Source organism: Pseudomonas promysalinigenes, from assembly GCF_014269025.2.
GTDB lineage: Bacteria > Pseudomonadota > Gammaproteobacteria > Pseudomonadales > Pseudomonadaceae > Aquipseudomonas > Aquipseudomonas promysalinigenes.
In genome coordinates, this window is record NZ_CP077094.1 from 2,594,134 (window position 1) to 2,612,538 (window position 18,405).

The window sequence follows — 18,405 nt, forward strand, 5'->3', positions numbered from 1 at the left end:
TCTTTACCAGAGGTTTACCTTTGCCTGACGTTGCCAACAGGTTGAACTTTAAATGAAAACGGCCCGGAAAACGTTCCGAGCCGTTACAGGGTGTTGCTTGGAGAGGCGGCAGGCGATCGAGTTCCTTCGCCTGCCCTTCCCTCCCGCGAACCTTACTTCAGAACAGCCAGGGCTGCTTCGTAATTCGGCTCTTCGGCGATTTCGCCAACCAGCTCGCTATGCAGCACTTTGTCGTTTTCGTCCAGCACCACTACGGCGCGAGCTGCCAAGCCGGCCAGTGGGCCGTCAGCAATGGCAACGCCGTAGTTTTCCAGGAACTCACGCCCACGCAAGGTCGACAGGTTCTTGACGTTTTCCAGGCCCTCTGCGCCGCAGAAACGCGCCTGAGCGAATGGCAGGTCGGCCGAGATGCACAGCACCACCGTGTTATCAACGTCGTTGGCCTGGGCGTTGAACTTGCGAACGGAGGTCGCGCATGTCGGGGTGTCGACGCTTGGGAAAATGTTCAGCACCTTGCGCTTGCCGGCGTAGTCCTTCAGCGACTTGTCAGCCAGGCCTTCACCAACCAGGGAGAAAGCCGGAGCCTGGGCGCCGGCTTGTGGCAGGTTGCCTTTCACCTGAACCGGGTTGCCTTTGAGAGTCACTTGAGCCATGACGAAATCCTTATGCGGGGTTTGAAAAGGACACTGAGTTAAGCATGAAGGCGGCCGGGTGCCTATGGGGTACGAAGAAATTGTTCTATTGCCGCGGAATTCCTGTGGACAAAAAAAGCCCGGCGCGCCACAAGCGCGCCGGGCTTTTTCCATGGGTGGCTAAGGATCAGCCGATCAGGCCGTAGACCACCGAGGTCAGTGCGACCAAGCCAATCACCACCACGAAGACATTGGACAGCGCGCCACTGTATTTGCGCATCGACGGCACCCGGGCGATGGCGTACATCGGCATCAGGAACAGCAGCACGGCGAGGATCGGCCCGCCCAGGGACTCGATCATGCCCAGAATACTGGGGTTGAGTGTGGCGACGATCCAGCAGACCACCAGCATCAACCCTGCGACAACCCGGTCGAGCACTTTGGCCGCCGGCCGTGCACCGGCCTTGGCGATGATGCCCTTCAAGCCCTCACTAGCACCGATGTAATGGCCGAGGAACGACTTGGCAATTGCGACGAATGCGATCAGCGGTGCGGCGAAGGCGATGGTCGGGTTGCTGAAGTGGTTGGCCAGGTACGAGAGGATCGACAGGTTCTGCGCTTTGGCCTCGGCCAACTGCCCACTGCTCAGGGTGAGCACGCAACTGAATACGAAGAACAGCACCATCACCACCATCAACAGGTGCGCCCGACGCAGGATTTGACCGCTGCGCTCATCGGCATGCACACCATAGCTGCGCTTCTGGTCAACGGCGAAGGCCGAGATGATCGGCGAGTGGTTGAACGAGAACACCATGACCGGAATGGCCAACCACAGGGTATGCAGGAAGGCCGAGCTCGATGGTACCTCGCTCGCGCTGTCAAGGATGCCACCGGTCCAGTGCGGTATCAGGTACAGGCCCAGCAGGCCTAGGGCAACGATGAATGGATAAACCAGCAGGCTCATGACTTTCACCGTAGCCTGCTCGCCGCAGCGCACGATTGCCAACAGCCCCAGAATCAGCACGAACGACAGGATAGCCCGGGGCGGCGGGGCCAGATGCAACTGGTGCTCCATGAAGCTGCTGACGGTATTGGTCAGTGCCACGCTATAGATGAGCAGAATCGGGAAAATGGCGAAGAAGTACAGCACAGTGATCAGCGTGCCGGCCTTGACCCCGAAATGCTCCTCGACCACTTGGGTGATATCGCCACCGGTTTTGCCCGAGAGCACGAAACGGGTCAGGCCGCGATGGGAGAAATAGGTCATCGGAAAGGCCAGCACGGCCAGAATCAGCAGCGGCCAGAACCCTCCAAGGCCAGCGTTGATCGGCAAGAACAAAGTGCCTGCGCCGATGGCCGTGCCGAACAGGCCCAGCATCCAAGTGGTGTCGTGACGCGACCAGCTGCCAAGGGTGGCGGGGGTCGATTCTACAAAGCGTTGCTCAACGCTTGGGGCCTGCTCATTCATTCCGGGTGAAGCTCCACTCGCAAGACTGCAACAGGCTGAGAATGGCGAACTAGAGGTTTCGCCCAACTCAACCGGAAAAGAGGGGCGCGATTGTGCACGGAAAGGTTGCACTTGCGAAGCCCTTTTCCGAGGAGTGGTTGCACTTGTCTTTACAAGTAGGTTGTCCAAATGGGCCGCTGTAGGGCCGGCCCTTTGGCCGAAAGGGCCGCACAGCGGCCCAACCGAGTGGCCACATGGACCCTAGGATTACTTCTGAACAGCGGCGAACGCTTCAGCAACCCGTTGCAGGTTGGCCGGACGCAGGCCGGACATGCACACTCGGCCGCTGTCGATCAGATATACGCCGAACTCGTCCCGCAGGCGACGCACCTGCTCAACGCTAAAGCCGGTGTAGCTGAACATGCCGCGCTGGCGCAAGAAGAACTGGAAGTCCTGACCGGGTAACAGCACCGCCAAGGCATCGACCAGTGCCTGACGCATATCGAGAATCCGCTTGCGCATCACCTCGACTTCGCTGGCCCACTGGGCGTTGAGTGCGGCGTCGCCTAGCACGCCGGCAACCAACTGGGCGCCGAAATTCGGTGGGCTCGAGTAGTTGCGCCGCACGGTAGCTTTGAGCTGGCCAAGCACGCTTTGGGTGGTAGCTTCGTCATCGCAAACCACCGACAGGCCCCCTACGCGCTCACCATACAGCGAGAAGATCTTCGAGAAGGAGTTACTGACCAGGCACGGCACACCGGCGCGGGCCATTTCGCGGATGGCGTAGGCATCTTCGACAAGGCCTTGGCCGAAGCCTTGGTAAGCGATGTCGAGGAATGGAATCAGCTGGCGCGCCTTGACCACTTCGACCACGTGTTGCCACTGACCCTGATCAAGGTCGGCCCCGGTAGGGTTGTGGCAGCACGGGTGCAACAACACGATGCTGTGTGCCGGCAGGCTTTGCAGGGTTTGCAGCATGCCGTCGAAATCGACGCCCCGGCTGGCCGAGTCGAAGTATGGGTAGGTGTTCACCTTGAACCCTGCACCTTCGAAGATGGCGCGGTGATTGTCCCACGTCGGGTTGCTGACCCAGACTTCAGACTGCGGGAAATAACGCTTGAGGAAGTCGGCGCCGACTTTCAGTGCGCCAGAGCCGCCCACGGTCTGCACGGTAGCCACGCGTTTGGCGGTCACCGCCGGGTGATCGGCACCGAACAGCAGCGCCTGAATCGCCTGACGGTAGCTGCCCAGGCCCTCCATTGGCAGGTACAGCGAGGCTTCATGGGCCTGGCCTGCGATACGCTTTTCCACCGCATCCACAGCTGCCAGCTGCGGCACCACACCGGCCTCGTCGTAATAAAGGCCGATACTCAGGTTGACTTTGTCGGCGCGCGGGTCGGCCTTGAAGGTTTCCATCAACGAGAGGATCGGGTCGCCGGCATAGGCATCGACATGTTTGAACACAGCGTGCAGCTCCTTGGATCAGGACAGTTCGGAAAGACAGCCCTGAGCATACCCGCAGTTGCGGCCAAGGAACATCACATAAGTGCAAGGTTGTCTATGCAACTTTGCACAGCAGCTCAGCCCAGCAGTGCCGTAAGGCTCTGCAGCTCCTGCTCTTGCAACGCCACCCCTTCGCGCTCGGCCGCTTCCCGTTCGCGGTAGCGACGCTCGCCCGGCATCCGCGACAACCCGCAAGCCTGCATGTGCTCGACCAACTCCCGGCTGCGCTGAGCGAAGCGACTTCCCTCGGCGATGCTCGGGTCGATGACGATGAGCAGTTGGCCGGTCCATGGGGTTTTCGCCCCCGGGTGCCCGGACCAGTCGAATTCCCAGGAAAAGTGCCCACCGGTCAGGGCCGCGGCCAGTAACTCAACCATCATCGACAGAGCCGAGCCCTTGTGCCCACCAAAGGGCAACAGCGCGCCGCCTTCGAGTATCGCTCGCGGGTCAGTGGTCGGCTGACCTTGCGCATCGACACCCATGCCTTCGGCCAACTGCTCGCCCGCCCGTGCGGCGATCTGCACATCGCCATGGGCCATGGCGCTGGTGGCCATGTCGAAAACGATCGGGGGTTGCCCTGCGCACGGCGCAGCGAAGGCAATCGGGTTGGTACCGAACAATGGCTTGCGTGCACCATGCGGCACCACGCACGTCATGCTGTTGACCACACTCAGCGCCACCAGGCCTTGGTCGGCAAACGGCTCTACATCAGGCCATAGCGCTGCAAAATGGTGCGAGTTGTGGATCGCCAGCACGGCGATGCCCGCCTTACGGGCCTTTTCAATCAACAACTGGCGTGCTGCAGCCAGTGCCGGCTGGGCAAAGCCGCCTGCGGCATCGACGCGCACATACCCTGGGGCAACGTCGGTGACCGTGGGGGTGGCTCGGCCATCGACCCAACCGCTGGCCAGGGTCGAGACGTAGCCAGGGATACGAAACACGCCATGGCTGTGTGCGCCATCGCGTTGGGCGCTGCTGCAATTGTGCGCAAGCACGCCAGCCACCGTTTCGCTGCAGCCGTGACGCTGAAAAATCCGCTGCAATAGCGCCTCCAGGTCGGCGAATGGGATGCGCACGAGCGGGCCATGGGACGGTGTGGACATCTGTAGCTCCTTTTTTGGAATTGGAATAGCAACAGCCTGGCAACGACAAAAACTTTCTGACAAGTGACAGCTATCTGTCAATTGTTGACTCAATGACAGAAAACAGCCATTTTCTACCTACGCTTCATTTGGAACTGCGACATGAGCCAACCGATCAAGCAACGCCTGGAAAACAGCCTGCAAGGGGCCGCTGCCTCGGGTCGCAAAATTGCCAGCTACATGCTCGCGAACCTGCACGAGCTGCCCTTCCAGACCTCAGCGGACATTGCCGCCAAGTTAGGGGTTAGCGAATCCAGCGTGGGCCGCTTCTGCCGATCTCTGGGTTATGCCCATCTCAAGGCACTCAAGCAAGACCTGCAGAGCGATCTGGGTGATGGGCCGTGGTTGATGGGCGACCGCCTGCAAGAATATCGCCAGAACCAGGATGCCAGTGACACCGCAGGCAGCCTTGAACGAGAGATCGCTGCTCTGGTGCGCGTACACGAATACCGCCAGAGCGACGCGTGGCACGCTGTGGCACAGCGCCTGGCCAGCCAACCACGGGTGTGCATAGCCGGCTTTCAGACCGAGCGCGGCATCGCCATGTGCATGAGCCACCTGCTGCAATACCTACGTGACGGGGTGCAACTGGTCGATGGCAGCGCCGGGCACTTCGGCGAGGTACTGCTTGGACGCAGCGAAGACACGGCGCTGGTGGTATTCGAGGCCCGCCGCTATTCACGCCATGCCTTGCAGCTGTGTCAGAAAGCGCGCGCAGCGGGTATCCCGGTGACACTGGTGACCGACACCTTCTGCGACTGGGCCAATGCCCACGCCGACGAGGTATTTCGCATTCCCACCGAGTTCAATCTGTTCTGGGAGTCCACCGCGACGATGCTGTCGTGGGTCCATCTGATGGTCAACGAGGTCTGCAAGAAACTCGGGCCGGATGTTGAAAAGCGTTTGCAAGCAACTGCCGCTCTTCATAACGAGTTCGTCGGCTACACCTCGTGGCCAGCGGGCAAACAACAACAGTAAGCGTGCAAGAGGTGTGAGATGACCAAAACCATGGCTATGCTGGGTGCGTGTGCTCTGTTGCTCACAGGTAACGCCAGCGCAGAGACTCTGCGCTTTGCCACCGAAGGTGCCTACCCGCCGTTCAACTATGTCGATGCCAACAACCAGCTACACGGCTTCGACATCGATATCACCCATGCTCTTTGCGAACAGATGAAGGTCGAGTGCACGTTGGTCGCCCAGGACTGGGAGGGCATCATTCCGGCGCTGATGGCGCGCAAATACGATGCGGTGGTCGCATCGATGATCAATACAGAGGAACGGCGCAAGAAAATCGCCTTCACCGACCACTACTATCGCACCCCACTGACCGTCGCAGTGGCCAAGGACAGCAAGATCGACGATGCACAGACCAACTTCGACGGCTACACCGTCGGCGCCCAGTCGTCCTCGACACAGGCCATCTATGCCGAAGACGTGTACGCCAAGGCCGGGGCCAACGTGAAGCTGTACCCGACCATGGACGAGGCCAACGCCGACCTCGCTGCCGGGCGCCTGGACGGGGTAATCGCCGACAAATTCCCCCTGCACGAGTGGATGAACAAGAACGGTCAGGGCTGCTGCAAGGTGCTGGGCGACGTTGCCGGAACCCGGGCTGATGCCGCCATTGCCGTGCGCAAAGACGACGAGGCCCTGCGCCAGCGGCTCAATACCGCACTGGCCGCGATCGTCGCCAACGGTACCTACCAGAAGATCGCCAGCAAATACTTCGCTTTCGATATCTACAACTGATCTTCGGAAACGACGCGATCGTCAGGGCCGCTCAGCGGCCCTTTGCCCAAACGAGGCTGTAGCAGCACCAAAGCCGCGCTGCCCATGCAAGGGGTTCGTCATGCTCGATCAATTGTATTTACTGTCATTGGCCAATGGAGGCTGGGGCCAAGCGTTGCTCGCTGGGGCGCTGGTGACCGTTTCGCTGGCCCTGGCCTGCCTGCCCATCGGCCTACCACTGGGGCTGCTGGTAGCAATCGCGGCGCGCTCGAACAAACGCCTGCCAAGAGCTTGGGCCACCCTGTTTTCCACCGTGTTCCGCGGGCTGCCCGAGCTTCTGACCCTGCTCATCATCTTTTACGGATGCCAGATCGCGGCGCAAAAGCTGCTGGGCGCCATGGGCTATGAAGGCGAGTTCCTGATCAACACCTTCCTCGCGGCGATGATCGCCTTCAGCTTGGTGTTCGCAGCCTTCTCCAGTGAAATTTGGCTGGCTGCGTTCAAGACCCTGCCCAAAGGGCAACTTGAGGCTTGTTCGGCGCTGGGGCTGAGCAAGCGCACCGGGTTCATCAAGGTGGTACTGCCACAACTGACTCGCATCGCCCTGCCGGGGCTGTCGAACAATTGGCTGTCATTGCTCAAGGACACCTCGCTGGTATCGACCATCTCGCTGGTCGATCTGATGCGCCAGACCAACCTGGCAGTCAGCGTAACCAAGGAGCCGATGTTCTTTTACGCCGTGGCCTGCGTTGCTTACCTCCTATTCTCCGCTGTTTCGGGTCGGGCGTTCGCCTACATCGAACGCCGCAGCAACCGCCATCTGCAAGGAGCCCGCGTATGAGTGCCGATCAACTCCTGGGGCTGATCATGGACCCAGACCTGCTGGAGCGCTATGGCCCACGTTTCGTCGATGGTTTGCTGGTAACCGCCAAGCTGGTGGCCATTTCCTTCAGCCTGGGCGCCGTCCTTGGCCTGCTGCTGGCCCTGGCGCGTATGTCTGGCAATTTGATCCTGCAACGCTTGGCCGCCAGTTACATCTACTTCTTTCGCGGCTCGCCGCTGCTGGCACAACTGTTCCTGCTCTACTACGGCCTTGGCTCTCTGAAGGGGTTCTGGCAAGACGTTGGGCTGTGGTGGTTTTTTCGTGAAGCCTGGTTCTGCACATTGCTGGCGTTCACCCTCAATACCGCCGCCTACCAAGCCGAGATCTTTCGCGGCAGCCTGATGGCTGTCGCGCCGGGCCAGTATGAGGCAGCGCGGGCGCTGAATTTGAAGCGCTCGACCACCTTCTTCAAGGTGATCCTGCCGCAATCGTTGCTGGTAGCCATCGGCCCGCTGGGTAACGAGCTGATATTGATGATCAAGGCCAGTGCCATCGCTTCACTGGTGACCATCTACGACCTCATGGGGGTGACCAAACTGGCGTTCTCACGCAGTTTCGACTTCCAGATCTACCTGTGGGCCGCGGTGCTGTACCTATTGATCGTCGAACTGGTACGGCGCCTGCTCAAACAACTGGAGGCCCGGCTGGGCCGCCACCTGAACTGACTCAAGGACCTATCCATGCATTGCCAAACCCTTGTACTAGGCGCCGGAATCGTCGGCGTCAGTACCGCACTGCACCTGCAGGCCCGAGGGCGCCAGGTAATCCTGATCGACCGCAACGCTCCAGGCAGTGGCACCAGCCATGGCAACGCCGGGCTGATCGAGCGATCCAGCGTGATTCCCTATGCCTTCCCCAGGCAGTGGGGCGCGCTGTTGCGTTATGGCCTGAACCGTCAGCCAGACGTGCGCTACAGCCTGCAGCATCTGCCCAAGGCGGCGTCTTGGCTGATGCGCTACTGGCACCAGTCGGCACCGGCGCGCCTTGCCGGGGCAGCGGCCGACATGCTGCCGCTGGTGCAGCGCAGTGTCGTAGAGCACGATGCGCTGGTTCACGCGGCCGGCCTTGAAGGGCTGATCCAAGCCAAAGGCTGGATCGAGGTGTATCGCGACCCTTGCCTGTTCGAACAGGCAAAGGCTGAGCTCAAAGGGCTGGCCCGTTATGGCTTGCAGTATGAAATCCTCGAGCGCGGCCAACTCCAGGCCCGCGAGGATGCACTTGGCAGTACGGCGGTCGGCGGTATCCACTGGCTGGACCCCAAGACCGTCACCAACCCAGGCGCCCTCACCCGAGGCTACGCCGCCCTCTTCACCCAGCGCGGCGGGCAATTCTTGCATGGCGATGCGCGCAGCCTGCGCCAGGTCGCCGGCCACTGGCAGGTCGACAGCCAGCGCGGGCCGATCACTGCACATGAGGTTGTAGCGTGCCTCGGACCTCAGTCCGGAGCGCTTTACCAACAGCTGGGCTACCGGATTCCGCTGGGCATAAAGCGCGGCTACCACATGCACTATGGCACCCGTGACGGCGGGAAGTTGTTGCATTCAATTTGCGATACCCAAGGCGGCTATGTACTGGCGCCCATGGCCCAAGGCGTGCGCCTGACCACCGGCATCGAGTTCGCCGCCAGCGACGCGCCGGGCAACGAAATTCAGCTCCAGCGCTGCGAGGCCCTGGCCCGCAAGCTGTTCCCCGCCCTCGGTGAGCGCTTGGACGACAAACCTTGGCTCGGCCGCCGGCCATGCTTGCCTGACATGCGCCCAGTGATAGGCCCAGCGCATCGGCACCCGGGGCTGTGGTTCAACTTCGGCCACGCCCATCACGGTCTCACACTCGGCCCAGTCAGCGGCCGCTTGGTGGCCGAGCTCGTCACTGGCGAACACCCTTTTACCGACCCTGCGCCCTACAGCGCTGCGCGTTTCGACTGATATCCAGCGGGAGAACAACAACATGACCGCACCAATGAGCGTTGCCAGCCCGGCCCCGGAACATGACCCACGCCGGGAGCTTATTCGCATCGAGCGCCTGAACAAGCACTATGGCGCCTTCCATGTGCTGCGCGATATCGACCTGCGCGTGCGCGAAGGCGAGCGTATTGTTCTGTGTGGCCCGTCTGGTTCGGGCAAGTCGACCCTGATCCGCTGCATCAATCGCCTGGAAATCGCCGAGCAAGGTAGCATCCGGGTTGCCGACACCGACCTGGCTGCCAATACCCGCCAGGCAGCTCAGGTGCGTAGCGAAATCGGCATGGTGTTCCAGCACTTCAATTTGTTCCCGCACCTGAGCGTGCTGGACAACTGCCTGCTGGCCCCCACCAGCGTGCGTGGCCTGTCGCGCAAGGATGCCGAGGAGCTGGCCTATCATTACCTGAGCAAAGTCGGTATCCAGAGCCAGGCTAAGAAGTACCCAAGCCAATTGTCGGGCGGCCAACAGCAGCGGGTGGCGATTGCCCGTGCGCTGTGCATGAAACCGCGCATCATGCTGTTCGATGAACCCACTTCTGCGCTCGACCCGGAAATGGTCGCCGAGGTACTGGAGGTGCTGGTGCAACTGGCCGGCTCCGGGATGACCATGCTCTGCGTTACCCATGAGATGGGCTTCGCTCGGCAGGTAGCGGAGCGGGTGCTGTTTCTAGAGGGTGGTCAAATCATCGAAGACAGCCCGCCGCAAGTATTCTTCAATCAACCACGCACCCCACGAGCCAAAGCATTCCTCGCTCAGATCCTGCACTGAAGCGCAGATCATTGCAGCGCTGCAATGAGCCAACTGCATCGTTAAATATAATTGACCTTGGCCCCTGCCAAACCCTTGCTGGCTAAGGCTCGCAAGGAGGCAAGCCCCCATGATTTGGGGGCCTGAACGCGTTTGACTCGTTTGACATATCGAACGGCTCTGGCAAGCTATCGACAAGCCCCGACCGGATTCGCCCAGTGACGAGCCGGCAGTGCTCGGGACTTCAGGCAGCACACCCAGGCCACAGGCCGTGCACCTGCACAACAACGACAGGCAGAGCCCTGTCATAAGGTGACATATGTCCAACAGCAACATTGGCAACAAGCAACCTTCCCTGCGCAAACCCGTCGTTCTGATGACCATGGGCAGCCAAGAGCGCAAAGGCCATGACTATCAGGTCATGACTCACAAATACATCACTCCGCTGGTCGACTTCGCCGATTGCGTCCCGGTTCTGGTGCCTACCTGCTGCGGCATCGACGACCTGGAGACCTATCTGGACATGGCCGACGGCGTGTACCTGACCGGTGCCGGCAGTAATATCGACCCGGCGCTGTATGGCCAGGAAAACGAAACACCCGGTAAAGGCCAGGACAAGAACCGCGACCTGTTCGACATCCCGCTGGTCAAGGCAGCCCTCAAGCGCGGCCTGCCGATTTTCGGCATCTGCCGTGGTATGCAGGAAATCAACGTTGCCTTGGGCGGCGACATTTACCAGAAGGTCTATGCCGAGCCTGGCTTCAACGACCACCGAGAAAACCCGCAAGACCCTGTGGATGTGCAGTACGCACAAGTGCATGGGGTGAAGATCAAGCCGGGCAGCTGGCTGCGCGAAACCCTGGGTGTCGACGAGATTCGCGTGAACTCACTGCACGGCCAGGGCTTGCGCAACCTGGGTGCAGGCATCGAGCCGATCGCCCATGCCGAAGACGGCCTGGTCGAGGCAATCCACGCACCGAGCATCTCGCCTTTCCTGTTTGCCGTACAGTGGCACCCGGAATGGCAGGCAGCGCAAAACCCTGATTCGATCAAGATCTTCCAGGCTTTCGGTGATGCCTGCCGGGCGCAAGTGCGCAAAAGCCAGCTCAAGCGCCAACAGGCTGCCTGACACTCTTTTTCAGCTTCGTTAGCTTTGATCGCGGGGCGGCGCAAGGTCGCCCCCGTTCCCTCGGTCACCCTCTGCTGGTCCCAGAACACTTCCCGTAGGAACGGGCGGCGGGCTTGCGCCTGTCTCCGCGATCGTTTTTGAATCCCGCCAAGAGATACGATGACAAGCCTGCCGCTGAGCGGCGTTCAGGCTGCCATTCAGGTCATCGAGCACCAGTAATGACCCGTCGGCCGTGTAATCCACCACACCCATATCCCCTGACACTATCCCTTTGGAAAATGGTTTGTCCGCGTAGAGGCCGGTAACTCCCTGGGCTGCCTGTTACGCTGCGAAAAATATTCTGCAAAGGGGGCTAGTCATCCGCGAGGTTGTACGATAACTTACCTCCAACGCAAAACAACACCCTCACCCAAGCGCCTTAGGATGCCTACAACAATGAATCCACAAGAACTCAAATCCATCCTCTCTCACGGCCTGCTTTCCTTCCCGGTCACTGACTTCAACGCTCAAGGCGATTTCAACCAAGCCAGCTACATCAAACGCCTGGAGTGGCTGGCCCCGTACGGTGCCAGCGCACTCTTCGCCGCAGGTGGTACGGGTGAGTTCTTCTCCCTGGCCGCCAGCGAGTACAGCCAGGTGATCAAGACCGCGGTCGACACCTGCGCCAAGTCGGTACCCATCCTCGCCGGCGTAGGCGGCTCGACCCGCCAGGCCATCGAGTACGCACAAGAAGCCGAGCGCCTGGGTGCCAAGGGCCTGCTGCTGCTGCCTCATTACCTCACCGAAGCCAGCCAGGACGGTGTTGCCGCGCACGTCGAGGCAGTGTGCAAATCGGTCAACATCGGGGTAGTGGTGTACAACCGCAACGTCTGCCGGCTCAATGCCAGCCTCCTGGAACAGCTGGCCGAGCGCTGCCCGAACCTGATCGGCTACAAGGACGGCCTGGGTGATATCGAGCTGATGGTGTCGATCCGTCGCCGCCTGGGTGACCGCTTCAGCTACCTGGGCGGCCTGCCGACTGCCGAGGTCTACGCAGCCGCCTACAAGGCACTGGGTGTTCCGGTTTATTCTTCGGCAGTGTTCAACTTCATCCCCAAGACCGCGATGGACTTCTACCACGCCATCGCCCGTGACGATCACGCCACCGTGGCCAAGTTGATTGACGACTTCTTCTTGCCGTACCTGGATATTCGCAACCGTAAAGCCGGCTACGCCGTGAGCATCGTCAAGGCCGGGGCCAAGATTGCCGGTTACGATGCAGGCCCAGTACGCACACCGCTGACCGACCTCACCGGCGAAGAGTACGAGATGCTCGCCGCATTGATGGACAAGATGGGCCCGCAATAAGCGTGCTCTGCGGCCTGCCATTGCCGCCTCCGGAGTGGGCTGCCCCACTCCGGCTACAACTCGTGAGCCCGCACAAAAATAACTAGTGGGAGTGATGCCAACATGCAAGCGACTAAAAAGACGCATGTGCGCTACCTGATCCTGTTCATGCTGTTCCTGGTGACCACGATCAACTACGCAGACCGTGCAACCATCGCCATTGCAGGCTCCAGCCTGCAGAAAGACCTCGGCATCGATGCCGTCACCCTCGGGTATATTTTCTCCGCCTTCGGATGGGCGTACGTGGCCGGGCAGATACCCGGCGGCTGGCTGCTGGACCGCTTCGGCTCGAAGAACGTCTACGCCTTCAGCATTTTCACCTGGTCGCTGTTCACCCTGCTGCAGGGTTTTGTCGGCGGCCTGCCAGTTGCATGGGCAGTGGTGACCTTGTTTACCCTGCGCTTTCTCGTCGGCTTTGCCGAAGCCCCCTCGTTCCCCGGCAACGCCCGGGTCGTCGCGGCTTGGTTCCCGACCCAGGAACGCGGAACGGCTTCGGCGATCTTCAATTCAGCGCAGTATTTCGCCACCGCACTGTTTGCCCCGATCATGGGCTGGATAGTCTTCAGTTTCGGTTGGGAGCATGTGTTCGTGGTCATGGGGGCGCTGGGGATTCTGTTCTCCATGGTATGGCTCAAGACCATCTACAACCCGCGTCAGCACCCGCGCATCAGCCAAAGCGAACTGGACCACATCGAGCAAAACGGCGGCCTGGTCGACATGGACCAGAAGCGTGGTAACAGCGGCCCCAAATGGGGCTACATCAAGCAATTGCTGACCAGCCGCATGTTGCTTGGGGTGTACCTGGGCCAATACTGCATCAACGCCATCACTTACTTCTTCCTTACCTGGTTCCCTGTCTATCTGGTTCAGGAACGGGGCATGACCATCCTCAAAGCGGGCTTTATCGCCTCGCTGCCAGCGATCTGCGGCTTTATAGGTGGCGTGCTGGGCGGAGTCATCTCGGACTGGCTGCTGCGTCGCGGCAACTCGCTGACCTTCTCACGCAAGCTGCCAATCGTCTGTGGCTTGCTACTGTCCACCACCATGGTGTTCTGCAATTACGTGGATACCGAATGGATGGTGGTTGGTTTCATGACCCTGGCGTTCTTCGGCAAGGGTATCGGGGCCCTGGGCTGGGCGGTGGTGGCAGATACTTCACCCAAGCAGATCGCCGGGCTTTCGGGAGGGCTGTTCAACACCTTCGGCAATATTGCCTCGATCACTACGCCCATCGTTATCGGCTACATCATCAGCGCCACAGGTTCGTTCAAGTGGGCCTTGGTGTATGTGGGTGCCAATGCGCTGGTGGCGGTCTTCAGCTACCTGGTGATCGTCGGCCCGATCAAGCGTATCGAGTTGCGCGAAGATGCACCGCTTTCCAATTCTGAGCCAAGCGCTAGCAGCAAGCTGGCCACCTCGCAGCACTGAGTGATCACGCCCGTGCCGGCAATGCCGAAACGGGCGGATGTACAAAAAGCCTGAGAATCCGACAAGTAGGGCCCAAACATGCAGTTGATCGAACATTCCGATTCGCCCCGCTACGTACGCCTGCACGAGAACGATAACGTCGTGGTCGTAGTGAACGACGGTGGCCTAGGTGAAGGGGCGCGGTTCGCCGACGGCCTGACGCTGGTCGAAGCTGTACCACAAAGCCACAAGGTTGCGACCGTAACCATCGCGAAGGGTGAGGCGGTGCGACGTTACGGGCAAGTCATCGGCTACGCGCTGGAAGACCTGCACCAGGGCAGTTGGGTGCAGGAAAGCCAACTGGCAATGCCTGCTGCACCGGAGCTCGATAGCCTGCCGCGCTGCGACGCAGTCCCGGCTGCCCTGCCGCCACTAGAGGGCTTCACCTTCGAAGGTTTTCGCAACGCCGACGGCACTGTCGGCACCCGCAACATCCTTGGCATCACCACCACTGTGCAATGCGTAACCGGCGTGCTGGAGCACGCGGTCAAACGTATCCGCAGCGAACTGCTGCCCAAGTATCCCAACGTCGACGACGTGATAGCCATCACCCACAGTTACGGTTGCGGCGTGGCAATCAACGCGCGCGATGCGTACATCCCGATCCGCACTGTGCGCAACCTGGCGCGCAACCCCAACCTGGGAGGCGAAGCGCTGGTAATCAGCCTGGGCTGCGAAAAGCTCCAGGCCGGGCAGGTCATGCACGATGGCGACCCTTCGGTTGACCTAAGTGAACCGTGGCTGTATCGCTTGCAGGACGCCACACTTGGCTTCAGCGAAATGATCGAACAGATCATGGGCCTGGCCGACACCCGCCTGAAAAAACTCGACCAACGCCGCCGCGAAACCGTCCCGGCCAGCGAATTGATTCTTGGCATGCAGTGCGGTGGCAGCGACGCCTTCTCCGGCATCACCGCCAACCCGGCGCTGGGCTTTGCCGCCGACCTGCTGGTGCGTGCAGGCGCCACAGTACTGTTCTCGGAAGTGACCGAGGTGCGTGATGCCATCTACATGCTCACTTCCCGCGCCGAGAACCAAGAAGTCGCCGCCGCCTTGGTACGCGAGATGGACTGGTACGACCGTTACCTGCAACAAGGTGCGGCAGACCGTAGCGCCAACACCACGCCGGGCAACAAGAAAGGCGGCTTGTCGAATATCGTCGAAAAGTCCCTCGGTTCGATCGTCAAATCTGGCAGCGGCGCCATCCAGGGCGTCCTTGGCCCAGGTGAGCGGGTCAACCGCAAGGGCCTGATCTTCTGCGCCACCCCGGCCAGCGACTTCGTCTGCGGCACCCTGCAACTGGCTGCTGGCATGAACCTGCATGTATTCACCACTGGCCGGGGCACGCCGTATGGCTTGGCCATGGCGCCTGTGGTCAAGGTCTGTACCCGTACCGAACTGGCTCAGCGCTGGCCCGATTTGATCGACATAGACGCAGGCAGCATCGCCAGCGGTCGCTCGACCATCGAGACCCTGGGCTGGGAGCTGTTCCACTACTACCTGGACGTTGCCAGCGGCCGTAAGCAGACCTGGGCTGAACAACACCGCCTGCATAACGACATCACCTTGTTCAATCCGGCACCCATTACCTGATATCCCTAGGAGACCCACATGCCAGAGATCCTCGGCCACAACTTCATCGCAGGTCAACGCAGCGCCGCCGGCCCGCAACGCTTGCAGAGCCTGGACGCCACCACCGGCGAGGCCCTGCCTTACAGCTTTGCCCAAGCCACTGATGGCGAAGTCGATCAGGCCGCTAACGCTGCCAAGGCCGCTTTTGCTGAGTTCCGTCAACTGAGCCCGACGCGGCGCGCCGAATTCCTCGAAGCGATCGCCGCCGAACTGGACGAGCTCGATGACAGTTTCGTCGCCATCGTCTGCCGCGAAACTGCCCTTCCAGCCGCTCGCATCCAGGGCGAACGCGGCCGCACCAGCGGCCAAATGCGCCTGTTCGCCCAAGTGCTACGCCGCGGGGATTTCCTAGGGGCCCGGATCGACCTAGCCCTACCTGAGCGCAAGCCGCTGCCACGGGTCGACCTACGTCAGATGCGCATTGGTGTCGGGCCTGTCGCGGTATTTGGCGCCAGCAACTTCCCGTTGGCCTTCTCCACCGCCGGTGGTGATACCGCAGCCGCCTTCGCCGCCGGTTGCCCGGTGGTTTTCAAGGCCCACAGCGGCCACATGGCCACCGCAGACCTGGTGGGCACGGCGATCATCCGCGCCGCCGAGCGCACCGGCATGCCCCAAGGCGTGTTCAATATGATCTTCGGCAGCCGTGTTGGCGAAACGCTTGTGAAGCACCCGGCCATCCAGGCCGTAGGCTTCACCGGCTCGCTGAACGGTGGTGACGCGTTGTGCCGCATGGCTGCAGAACGCCCACAGCCGATTCCGGTGTTCGCCGAAATGTCGAGCATCAACCCGGTGATCATCCTGCCCGGTGCCCTGGCCAAGCGTGGCGAAGCCATCGCGGGCGAATTGGCAGGCTCTGTGTGCATGGGCGCAGGCCAGTTCTGCACCAACCCAGGGATGGTAATCGGCCTGCGCTCGCCACAGTTCAGTCAACTGCTGACAAATCTGGGGCAGCAGCTGGATGCCCAAGCCGGCCAGACCATGCTCAATGCTGGCGGCCTGCGAAGCTACGTAGGCGGGTTGGAGCATTTGCAAGCCCATGCCGGCATCCAGCATCTGGCTGGTCAAGCCCAGGAAGGCAGTCAGGCCCGCGCGCAACTCTTCAAAGCCGATGCCAGCCTGCTGATCAACGCCGATCCGCTGCTGCAGGAAGAAGTGTTCGGCCCGACCACCGTGGCTGTGGAGGTGCAGGACGACGACCAGTTGCGCGCCGCACTGCTCGGGCTGCGTGGCCAGCTTACCGCCACATTGATCGGCGAGGCTGAAGACTTCGAGGCCTATGCGTGGCTGGTGCCTTTGCTGGAGGAAAAAGTCGGCCGCATTCTAATCAACGGATACCCGACCGGCGTTGAAGTGTGCGACGCGATGGTGCATGGCGGCCCTTACCCGGCTACCTCCGATGCCCGCGGCACGTCGGTTGGCACCCTGGCCATCGACCGTTTCCTGCGCCCGGTGTGCTATCAGAACTACCCGCAGGCGTTGCTGCCCGAAGCACTGCGCGACAGCAACCCGCTTGGGCTGCGCCGCTTGGTCAACGGGCAGTGGAGCGAAGGCTCGATTTAAAGGCTCTGAAACGCGCACGCTCCGCACGTGCGCTAACGCTGCTCAGTGAACTAGGGGGGTCGCTTTGCGGCCCTTTGCCCGCATAAGGCTGAGTACAAGGTCCGAGCAGGCCTTGGATTGACAGCATTATGCGGGCGTTTCCAGCATCAACCTTCTACAGAGTGGGGTGCATGCGGATTTACTTGCGAAGAGACCGGCACAAGCTCTTGAGCAATCAGGCCCCTTGCGCCTCGGCTTGCTCATGGGCCTGACGCAAACGCTCGCGGCTATTGCTCAGATGCATGCGCATGGCCATTTTCGCCCCTTCGCTGTCGCGCCGCGAAATGCTTTCATAGATCGCTTCATGTTCATGCATCAGTCGGCTCATGTAGTGGGCCTGGTCGTCGTGGGCCAAACGTGCCGAATTCAACCGGGTACGCGGAATGATACTGGTGCCCAAGTGGTTGAGAATATCAGCGAAGTAATGGTTGCCGCTGGCCTGGGCAATACGTAAATGGAACTGGAAGTCTGCCGACACCGCATCGTTGGCGTGGGCAGCACCCTCGTTGAGTTCGTCCAGCGCCGCGCGCATACCCGCCAGTTCTTCATCGCTGCGCCGCTGTGCCGCAAGGCCCGCCGCTTCGATTTCCAGGGCGATGCGCAGCTCCAGCACCGCCAGCACCTCGCGCAAGGTAACCACGGTCGCCGGGTCGATTCGAAAGCCGCCAGTCGCTGGTGCATCCAGCACGAAGGTGCCGATACCGTGTCGCGTCTCGACTTGCCCCGCCGCCTGCAGCCGGGAGATCGCCTCACGCACCACGGTGCGGCTGACACCCTCCTCGGCCATGATCTGCGATTCGGTCGGTAGCTTGTCGCCGCGCTTGAGTTGGCCGCTGCGAATGCGCTCGGTCAGCACCGTGACCAGTTCCTGAGCCAGACTGCGCGGCTTGCGCCGGGTCCTAGCCTGTACCTGCTGCTCTGTCATGCCGTGTATTTCACCTTGAAAGACAGCGCCCATGATAGCGCAAGCAGTTGTACGATCACATACACCCTATGCGGTATTTCACGCTCGCGCTTTATGTCGCTGGATTACCCTAATTGTTCGCTTTGCCTAAAGGGGTTGCCAGGGCCGGTCGGTGACAATGGATAGCCGCCATTGCCCTAAGTAGTGAGCGCTAAGAGAAACCCATGGGCACCCGCTAGGTCAC

The 18,405-nt window shown here is 60.9% G+C and carries 16 protein-coding genes; 11 read left to right on the forward strand and 5 right to left on the reverse strand.

Features of this window, described 5'->3' with window-relative positions:
* Positions 1-152 precede the first annotated feature (152 nt).
* The 4 genes from tpx to HU725_RS11750 all read right to left on the reverse strand — a co-directional run bounded on the left by tpx (position 153) and on the right by HU725_RS11750 (position 4,685).
* Positions 153-653 carry a thiol peroxidase gene (gene tpx, locus HU725_RS11735; protein ID WP_060477282.1) on the reverse strand — a complete coding sequence of 167 codons (501 nt, stop codon included), beginning with the start codon at positions 651-653 and terminating at the stop codon, positions 153-155.
* A 166-nt stretch (positions 654-819) separates the two neighbouring features.
* A complete protein-coding gene (locus HU725_RS11740) occupies positions 820-2,100 on the reverse strand; it encodes a serine/threonine transporter (RefSeq protein ID WP_186477342.1) in 1,281 nt (426 codons plus the stop codon).
* A gap of 246 nt (positions 2,101-2,346) precedes the next feature.
* Entirely contained in the window at positions 2,347-3,543 is a 1,197-nt protein-coding gene (locus tag HU725_RS11745; RefSeq protein WP_186477343.1) for an amino acid aminotransferase, read from the reverse strand.
* Positions 3,544-3,659: 116 nt separating this feature from the next.
* A complete protein-coding gene (locus HU725_RS11750; RefSeq protein WP_186477344.1) occupies positions 3,660-4,685 on the reverse strand; it encodes an Ldh family oxidoreductase in 1,026 nt (341 codons plus the stop codon).
* A gap of 141 nt (positions 4,686-4,826) precedes the next feature.
* Between HU725_RS11750 and HU725_RS11755 the strand changes: the two genes are divergently transcribed.
* From HU725_RS11755 to HU725_RS11805, 11 genes are all read left to right on the forward strand, one after another.
* On the forward strand, positions 4,827-5,702 hold the full coding sequence (locus tag HU725_RS11755; protein WP_186477345.1) for a MurR/RpiR family transcriptional regulator: 876 nt from the start codon (positions 4,827-4,829) through the stop codon (positions 5,700-5,702).
* An 18-nt stretch (positions 5,703-5,720) separates the two neighbouring features.
* The gene (locus tag HU725_RS11760; protein WP_186477346.1) at positions 5,721-6,473 is read left to right on the forward strand and encodes a transporter substrate-binding domain-containing protein; all 753 of its coding nucleotides are present in this window, start codon (positions 5,721-5,723) and stop codon (positions 6,471-6,473) included.
* Positions 6,474-6,573: 100 nt separating this feature from the next.
* Positions 6,574-7,293 (forward strand): ABC transporter permease, encoded by a 720-nt coding sequence (locus HU725_RS11765; protein WP_186477347.1) that lies wholly within the window; start codon positions 6,574-6,576, stop codon positions 7,291-7,293.
* Positions 7,290-8,000, forward strand: coding sequence for an ABC transporter permease (locus HU725_RS11770; RefSeq protein WP_060479643.1), 711 nt, complete (start codon positions 7,290-7,292; stop codon positions 7,998-8,000). The genes HU725_RS11765 and HU725_RS11770 overlap by 4 nt, the downstream gene beginning before the upstream one ends.
* Before the next feature lie 15 nt (positions 8,001-8,015).
* Entirely contained in the window at positions 8,016-9,260 is a 1,245-nt protein-coding gene (locus HU725_RS11775) for an NAD(P)/FAD-dependent oxidoreductase (protein ID WP_186477348.1), read from the forward strand.
* A gap of 22 nt (positions 9,261-9,282) precedes the next feature.
* Positions 9,283-10,065 carry an amino acid ABC transporter ATP-binding protein gene (locus tag HU725_RS11780; protein WP_186477349.1) on the forward strand — a complete coding sequence of 261 codons (783 nt, stop codon included), beginning with the start codon at positions 9,283-9,285 and terminating at the stop codon, positions 10,063-10,065.
* Between the two features lie 298 nt (positions 10,066-10,363).
* Positions 10,364-11,173, forward strand: a complete 810-nt coding sequence (locus HU725_RS11785; protein WP_186477350.1) for a gamma-glutamyl-gamma-aminobutyrate hydrolase family protein — start codon at positions 10,364-10,366, stop codon at positions 11,171-11,173.
* A 435-nt stretch (positions 11,174-11,608) separates the two neighbouring features.
* Positions 11,609-12,520, forward strand: coding sequence for a 5-dehydro-4-deoxyglucarate dehydratase (gene kdgD, locus HU725_RS11790; RefSeq protein ID WP_060479647.1), 912 nt, complete (start codon positions 11,609-11,611; stop codon positions 12,518-12,520).
* A gap of 102 nt (positions 12,521-12,622) precedes the next feature.
* Entirely contained in the window at positions 12,623-13,987 is a 1,365-nt protein-coding gene (locus tag HU725_RS11795) for an MFS transporter (protein ID WP_060479648.1), read from the forward strand.
* A gap of 78 nt (positions 13,988-14,065) precedes the next feature.
* Positions 14,066-15,619 carry a galactarate dehydratase gene (gene garD / locus HU725_RS11800; protein ID WP_186477351.1) on the forward strand — a complete coding sequence of 518 codons (1,554 nt, stop codon included), beginning with the start codon at positions 14,066-14,068 and terminating at the stop codon, positions 15,617-15,619.
* An 18-nt stretch (positions 15,620-15,637) separates the two neighbouring features.
* On the forward strand, positions 15,638-17,218 hold the full coding sequence (locus HU725_RS11805; RefSeq protein ID WP_186477352.1) for an aldehyde dehydrogenase (NADP(+)): 1,581 nt from the start codon (positions 15,638-15,640) through the stop codon (positions 17,216-17,218).
* A 214-nt stretch (positions 17,219-17,432) separates the two neighbouring features.
* On the opposite strand, the gene HU725_RS11810 is transcribed toward HU725_RS11805, so the two are convergent.
* Complete coding sequence (locus tag HU725_RS11810; protein ID WP_186477353.1) at positions 17,433-18,182, reverse strand: FadR/GntR family transcriptional regulator; 750 nt, start codon at positions 18,180-18,182, stop codon at positions 17,433-17,435.
* Positions 18,183-18,405 lie beyond the last annotated feature (223 nt).

Bases quoted from the DNA above. Each gene is read 5' to 3' on its own strand.
- HU725_RS11810 (WP_186477353.1), bottom strand. From the start codon at position 18,182: ATGACAGAGCAGCAGGTACAGGCTAGGACCCGGCGCAAGCCGCGCAGT.
- HU725_RS11780 (WP_186477349.1), top strand. From the start codon at position 9,283: ATGACCGCACCAATGAGCGTTGCCAGCCCGGCCCCGGAACATGACCCA.
- HU725_RS11755 (WP_186477345.1), top strand. From the start codon at position 4,827: ATGAGCCAACCGATCAAGCAACGCCTGGAAAACAGCCTGCAAGGGGCC.
- garD (WP_186477351.1), top strand. From the start codon at position 14,066: ATGCAGTTGATCGAACATTCCGATTCGCCCCGCTACGTACGCCTGCAC.
- HU725_RS11805 (WP_186477352.1), top strand. From the start codon at position 15,638: ATGCCAGAGATCCTCGGCCACAACTTCATCGCAGGTCAACGCAGCGCC.
- HU725_RS11770 (WP_060479643.1), top strand. From the start codon at position 7,290: ATGAGTGCCGATCAACTCCTGGGGCTGATCATGGACCCAGACCTGCTG.
- HU725_RS11785 (WP_186477350.1), top strand. From the start codon at position 10,364: ATGTCCAACAGCAACATTGGCAACAAGCAACCTTCCCTGCGCAAACCC.
- HU725_RS11760 (WP_186477346.1), top strand. From the start codon at position 5,721: ATGACCAAAACCATGGCTATGCTGGGTGCGTGTGCTCTGTTGCTCACA.
- HU725_RS11795 (WP_060479648.1), top strand. From the start codon at position 12,623: ATGCAAGCGACTAAAAAGACGCATGTGCGCTACCTGATCCTGTTCATG.
- HU725_RS11740 (WP_186477342.1), bottom strand. From the start codon at position 2,100: ATGAATGAGCAGGCCCCAAGCGTTGAGCAACGCTTTGTAGAATCGACC.
- HU725_RS11775 (WP_186477348.1), top strand. From the start codon at position 8,016: ATGCATTGCCAAACCCTTGTACTAGGCGCCGGAATCGTCGGCGTCAGT.
- kdgD (WP_060479647.1), top strand. From the start codon at position 11,609: ATGAATCCACAAGAACTCAAATCCATCCTCTCTCACGGCCTGCTTTCC.
- HU725_RS11765 (WP_186477347.1), top strand. From the start codon at position 6,574: ATGCTCGATCAATTGTATTTACTGTCATTGGCCAATGGAGGCTGGGGC.
- tpx (WP_060477282.1), bottom strand. From the start codon at position 653: ATGGCTCAAGTGACTCTCAAAGGCAACCCGGTTCAGGTGAAAGGCAAC.
- HU725_RS11750 (WP_186477344.1), bottom strand. From the start codon at position 4,685: ATGTCCACACCGTCCCATGGCCCGCTCGTGCGCATCCCATTCGCCGAC.